Here is a 5,567-nt window from a genome sequence, read left to right on the forward strand (position 1 = left end):
GCCCTACTCAACGGTGCGGAGGTGGGACGACGAAATCGAATTCTAACGAATTACCGATTTCTGTCCCACTCTCTAGTGGATTATTGAGTTAAATCAATTCGTTGGGCAATCTTTTTGATCAAAATAGCTCCAACAATCAGGGAAGCAAATTCACCCAAACCAGTTGTCAACCAATTCAAGAAGAATGGTGTTTTGTTTAGAATATGCAATTCTAGGGCAATCGTAAACATAGAGAGGGCAAAGAAAATTGAGAATAAGAAATGATCCTTACGAATCCATCCATTAAAGAGATCTGTCTTTTCATAGCGTTTAAAAAGATAGACTCCAAGTGTAACGAAGACAAAGGTAGATCCACCACCAACGATCACGTCGACAATTCCATAACTCAAGAAGTTAGAAATCATACACCCAATGGTAACAGACCAAATGTATTTCCGATTGTAGAAAGCCATGAAGTTGAGCATTTCAGAAACACGGAATTGAATCTCGTTGCTTCCAATGGCATTCAACGGGGGCGTAATGGTCAAGGCCACATAGAGAGCTGCAACTAAGGCAATCTGTGCCAAGTCACGAACAGTATAGTTTTTCATCGTTTTCTCCTTTAGCGGTTTTCCCGCGTCTAATATGCTTGGTGAAAGAAGCTAAGCACCAAGGGTTGAGTTTCGCTAATGAAGCTCATCTGAACGAGTTGCATTCAACAAATCAACTTTATAAGTATAGCACAAATAAGGGAATTATGATAGACTAATTGTATGAAAAAACTAGTCCATCGAATCTTTGATAATGAAATTTTAGCCTACCTGATTTTTGGTGTTGCTACAACGATTGTTTCTGTTGCTACTCGGCTGATTGTTTTCCAACTGACAGACCAGGAACAACTAGCTACCTTGATTGGAAATATTGCAGGAATACTTTTTGCCTTTGCTACCAACGATACCATTGTCTTTAAACAAGAAAGAAAAGGCTGGTTGAAACGGTTAATTGTCTTCTCTTTTGCTAGAATGGGGACACTCGTGCTGGACCTCCTGATGACTACCATCTTTGTGACCCAGTATCCACAAATCATTGGTCAGTTCGTTAATATGAATCGGACGGCTATCAATACCATCGAAACCTTTGCCGCACAATTTATGATTGTCATTTTGAACTATGTTTTCAGTAAACTATTTGTCTTCCGAAATAAGAAGTGACATCTCATTATACACAGAAAAACCGTCAGAACTCTTATAGTCTCTGACGGTTTTTTTTATACTTCTAGACTAGATACTTGGGCGCTTACATAATAAATCTTACCTTCCACACCAAAATAGTCCTTAACCAATCCTTTTAATTCATCCATCGCTTCTTTGGCCCGTTCTGCTTGCTCTTCAGTCACTGCCTCCATCACAAGAATAGCCTGTCGAGTCTCTTCTGTCAGCATGGTCCTTTGGGCTTCCCGCCAGTTTAAACAACGGCAAACAGCACCTTCTTGATCATAATAAATGATCTCTTCCGGCAAAGCCGGAGCATCTTCCTCCGCTCCTAGTGGAAAGAATGGCTCTCCCCCCTTAGCTTTTCCTAAGGATAAGCCTCCAGCTAACTTTTCCATATCCTCACCACCACAGGGGATAGCATAGGCTAGCGAAACACTATTGTAGAGATCAACCAAAGGATTAATGGGATAAAACTCCCGTCCTTGTGACACACGCTTCAATAAGGCTTCAATGGAAGAACGAGCTCCTTTTTTGGTCTTAAATTTGGTAAAAGCCTGACGCCATTCTTGAACGACTGGACTAGCAGTGAACTGATCTTCATCAATATATTCTTTTGATCGTGCGACTCCCTTGTCGAGCAAATCCTTAAAATATGGATCTTTGCTCTCATCAACATGGTTGTCAATACCTTCCACTGTCATCACCACTACTTGTGCTTGGGGAAACAAGTCCCAAAATGCTTGATCTACTGTAAATTTCATTTCTTTTCCTCACTATAGTTTCTTTTTTGACCTTTTTTCACTAGCTCCCAATCCGCCGCTACGTTTTCTCTCATTTTAGCAAGCCAATCTTCTAATTGAAGGATTTCTGCCTTTGAAAAACCTTTTAAGGCAGTGTTTTCAGAATAAGCATGCTCAGAAAGAATAAAAGGATAAAGCTTTTGTCCTTTTTCCGTTAGAATCCATTTTTTTATCTTTTGATTTGAAGGATCAGTTAATTCTCGGATGAGACCTTTATCAGCTAATTTTTTAACAGAGCGGGCTACTGTTGAGCGATCCACTTTTAATAAATCGGATAACTCCTCTTGAATAATTCCTGGCTGCTCTCCAATTCGTACTAAATATAGGTATTGGCCTCTTGCCAGTTCCAAATCTCGGAACTCAATATTGGCAATCGAATCTAAGGCTCGGGCTATGATGCCAATCTCTCTTAGAACCTTCATCTGTTCCTCCTTTCTTTATGAATGATTCTATCACATTTTTATTGCAAATGCAACAAAAATAACAACCAGAAAAAAGCCGGCTGAAAACCGGCTTGCTCCTATTTTATTCTTTAACATCAGTCCTGATTTTTTCTCAAGTTTTTAAGATGGAAACGACGCTTGAGAGAAGCTTCCTTTTGGTGAAAAGCTACCTTAGAAGACTTGTATTTGGCTACCACATCCCCATCTTTTGTTTCAAATCTCGCTTCAATGGCATATTGAATACTAGCATTTAAGATACAGCCAATAATCAACACCTTAGCTACCAGGATAAACCAGAACATAATGACCGCTAAAAGGACTGACCCGAAGAAACGAGCATCTAGGAAACTCGTGATGTAGTGGTCGACATATTTCCAGAAAATATTCAAGGTCAAATAAAGGACTGCCGTCACAAAGATGGCTCCCGGAAAGACATAGCGAAACTTAGGAATTTTGATATTGGGTAGGGTGTAATAGAGCAAGAGCAAGGTTAAAAAGAGCAGGAAGTAAACCGAAGGTCCTGAAATATTTAAGAGGCGAAGGTAGATACTTTCGTCAAACTTGAAAATCTCATAGACGGAACGAATAATCATCCGGCCAAACATGGTCAAAACCAGAGATAGACCAAACAGACCTTGCAGGGCAAAACTAATCAAAATACTGAAGATTCTCGCCCAGATAATCCCCCTCTCCTTCTCCACTCCATAACTTTTATTGAAGGCTCTCTGCAGGTAAGCAATACACTGTGAGGAGACCCATAAAGCCGAAATGATGGAGAAACTCAGTAAACCAGTAGACGGCTTAGTAAGCACTGATGAAATCACTTGCAAGACAATGCGGTACATGGAGGCAGGTAATACTTCACGCAAGGTCAGCAAAATCTGAGTCGGACGAATCTGGAAGTAAGGGAGGATATTGGCTGCAATCAACAATAAAGGGAGAATGGAGATCAATAAATAATAGGCCACTGCTATACTTGTGATGTCCGATTCAGAGGCCATATAAAAGCGCAAGAACCCCTTAATAAACGGTCGTTGGCCTAGCCATTTTAGAAACTTTTTCATATCTATCCTCCCCTAAACAAAGTCATAAAAAGAGAAAAGAGCGAAACCGTTATTTATCTTCAGCTCCATTCTTTCCTCTCTACTTGTTTTAATAGGTTCCTTCTTCGCCTTGACTGGTCAAAATAACCGGTCCATCTTTAGTAATAACAAACTGATGTTCGTACTGACAAGAAAGTCCACCGTCAAGGGTTTTGTGGGCCCAACCTGTCTTCATATCGGTATCGATTTCCCAAGTTCCGGTATTAATCATTGGTTCAATGGTGAGTACCATCCCTTCACGTAAGCGCAAGCCACGTCCTGCACGTCCGTAGTGAGGCACCATTGGTTCTTCATGCATAGTTGGTCCTACACCGTGACCGACCAAATCGCGTACTACACCATAACCTTTGCTTTCAGCATATTCTTGAATGGCAGCTCCGATATCACCTAGACGATTTCCGACAACTGCTTGTTCAATCCCCCTATAGAGACATTCTTTGGTGACATCCATGAGATCTTTGACTTCTTGGGAAACATTCCCAACTGCATAGGCCCAACAAGAATCAGCCAAACCACCAGAGTAGTTTTCTGTATACTTTTTCACCTGTGCGACATTATCAAAGTCTAATTTTGAGACATCAACAACAGACTTGTCTAAGGGTTCAGACAAGACCATATCCACCTTTAAGAGATCACCGTCTTTTAAGACATAGTGACGAGGAAAGGCGTGAGCCACTTCATCATTGATCCCACAACATGTCGCATAGGGATAGTCCATCAAGCTTCCTTCTACACCAATCTGAAGGGGCAAGACATTGGCTTCTTTACAGCGACGTCGAACATATTCTTCTACTTCCCACAGATCGAGACCTGGTTTGATCAAATCTCGAAGGCCAATATGGATACTAGCAAGAAAGTCTCCTGCTCGGTCCATAGCTTCGATTTCACGCTGTGATTTCAATGTAATCATCTATTTCCTACTTCCATTCTAATTAATTTTCAAAGTGACGGTGGCCTTCGTAACTAACTGTAAATTCAAATACAAATCAAAATCTATAATAGCCGATCGTCTAGTCTGTCGGACAATACGTGTTTCAATCCGCAAGGTATCGTCCACTTGAACAGCTTGGAGGTAATAGACCAAGAGCTGTTCGATGATTAAATTTTTCCCAGAATTCATCATGAGCTGGCGAGTGACTGTTGTTAGAACTTCAGTGAGAACGCCATTCGAGAGAACACCACTCTTTTCTAACATACTTGGTTCAACCGTCAATTCAAAATGATTGGCTTGCAGAACTACTTTTTGACTGATTTGTTCACTAAAGGTTGGCAAGCCCGACAATTGCTCCTTGCTCATCCGGTCCATGACCGCACGACGAGTAATAACCCCTAATAGGGTCTGATTGCTGCGAATAACAGGAATCATCTCAAAATCTTCTGCAATCATGCGTTGACTGACATTGGCGATACTAGAGGATAGGTTTGTCGTAAAGACGCTACGGGACATGACCTTGTCCAGAGTTGTCTGGGGCGTCTTGTCTCCGGCATCTCGCATGGTCACTACTCCAACAACCATCTGGTGTTGATTGACGACAGGAAAACGACTAAACCGGCTCTTTCTTACCAAATCTAAATAGTCACGTACGGTATCTGTTTCCCGTAAAAAACCGTATTCATGCATGGGCGAATAGACTTGTTCGACCGTTAAAATATCAGTTTTAATTTGCATGTTGGCGAGAGCACGGTTGATCATGGTCGCAACAGTATAGGTATCATGCTTGGTACGTAGGATAGGAGTTTGACCACTGCGACCCAGTTCCAAAATAGAAGGATCGACGTCAAAACCACCGGTTACAAGAACAGCATTGTCGTGTTGGAGAGCCAGACGTTGGATATTGGTTCGGTCTCCCACAATGAGGAGTCCACCTTCAGAGACATAATCTAAAATATGCTCTTCTGTCATGGCCCCGATATAAAACTTGTTGAACTCTCGTTCTAGCCCTTCTTTTCCTGCCAAGACTTCCGAACCGGTAATTTCTACAATCTCTCGGAAAGTCAGATGTTCTAGGACTGCCTTTTTGGACTTGA

General features: G+C 41.5%; 7 protein-coding genes and 1 riboswitch. Of the genes, 1 reads left to right on the forward strand and 6 read right to left on the reverse strand.

Annotated features, from left to right (window positions below):
• Positions 1-80 precede the first annotated feature (80 nt).
• On the reverse strand, positions 81-590 hold the full coding sequence (locus ACLOR3_RS07010; RefSeq protein WP_411399847.1) for a QueT transporter family protein: 510 nt from the start codon (positions 588-590) through the stop codon (positions 81-83).
• Positions 588-724: riboswitch (PreQ1 riboswitch) on the reverse strand. It overlaps the preceding gene by 3 nt.
• Positions 725-752: 28 nt before the next feature.
• Here ACLOR3_RS07010 and ACLOR3_RS07015 point away from each other — a divergent pair.
• Positions 753-1,190 carry a GtrA family protein gene (locus ACLOR3_RS07015; protein ID WP_129269423.1) on the forward strand — a complete coding sequence of 146 codons (438 nt, stop codon included), beginning with the start codon at positions 753-755 and terminating at the stop codon, positions 1,188-1,190.
• A 56-nt stretch (positions 1,191-1,246) separates the two neighbouring features.
• On the opposite strand, the gene ACLOR3_RS07020 is transcribed toward ACLOR3_RS07015, so the two are convergent.
• From ACLOR3_RS07020 to ACLOR3_RS07040, 5 genes are all read right to left on the reverse strand, one after another.
• Positions 1,247-1,954 carry a B3/B4 domain-containing protein gene (locus tag ACLOR3_RS07020; RefSeq protein WP_411399848.1) on the reverse strand — a complete coding sequence of 236 codons (708 nt, stop codon included), beginning with the start codon at positions 1,952-1,954 and terminating at the stop codon, positions 1,247-1,249.
• Positions 1,951-2,415, reverse strand: coding sequence for a MarR family winged helix-turn-helix transcriptional regulator (locus ACLOR3_RS07025; RefSeq protein WP_411399849.1), 465 nt, complete (start codon positions 2,413-2,415; stop codon positions 1,951-1,953). Before ACLOR3_RS07025 ends, ACLOR3_RS07020 begins: the two co-directional genes overlap by 4 nt.
• Positions 2,416-2,531: 116 nt before the next feature.
• A complete protein-coding gene (locus ACLOR3_RS07030) occupies positions 2,532-3,500 on the reverse strand; it encodes a YihY/virulence factor BrkB family protein (RefSeq protein WP_129269428.1) in 969 nt (322 codons plus the stop codon).
• An 88-nt stretch (positions 3,501-3,588) separates the two neighbouring features.
• On the reverse strand, positions 3,589-4,449 hold the full coding sequence (locus tag ACLOR3_RS07035) for a methionyl aminopeptidase (protein ID WP_006596064.1): 861 nt from the start codon (positions 4,447-4,449) through the stop codon (positions 3,589-3,591).
• Between the two features lie 18 nt (positions 4,450-4,467).
• Positions 4,468-5,567: DRTGG domain-containing protein (locus ACLOR3_RS07040; RefSeq protein ID WP_412037102.1), on the reverse strand; the 1,100-nt coding region annotated here is incomplete at its 5' end.

The sequence above is a fragment of the Streptococcus intestinihominis genome (assembly GCF_046824975.1).
Lineage (GTDB): Bacteria > Bacillota > Bacilli > Lactobacillales > Streptococcaceae > Streptococcus.

Excerpts from the sequence above, each read along its gene's own strand:
- ACLOR3_RS07010 (WP_411399847.1), bottom strand. The coding sequence starts at position 590 with ATGAAAAACTATACTGTTCGTGACTTGGCACAGATTGCCTTAGTTGCA.
- ACLOR3_RS07015 (WP_129269423.1), top strand. The coding sequence starts at position 753 with ATGAAAAAACTAGTCCATCGAATCTTTGATAATGAAATTTTAGCCTAC.
- ACLOR3_RS07020 (WP_411399848.1), bottom strand. The coding sequence starts at position 1,954 with ATGAAATTTACAGTAGATCAAGCATTTTGGGACTTGTTTCCCCAAGCA.
- ACLOR3_RS07025 (WP_411399849.1), bottom strand. The coding sequence starts at position 2,415 with ATGAAGGTTCTAAGAGAGATTGGCATCATAGCCCGAGCCTTAGATTCG.
- ACLOR3_RS07030 (WP_129269428.1), bottom strand. The coding sequence starts at position 3,500 with ATGAAAAAGTTTCTAAAATGGCTAGGCCAACGACCGTTTATTAAGGGG.
- ACLOR3_RS07035 (WP_006596064.1), bottom strand. The coding sequence starts at position 4,449 with ATGATTACATTGAAATCACAGCGTGAAATCGAAGCTATGGACCGAGCA.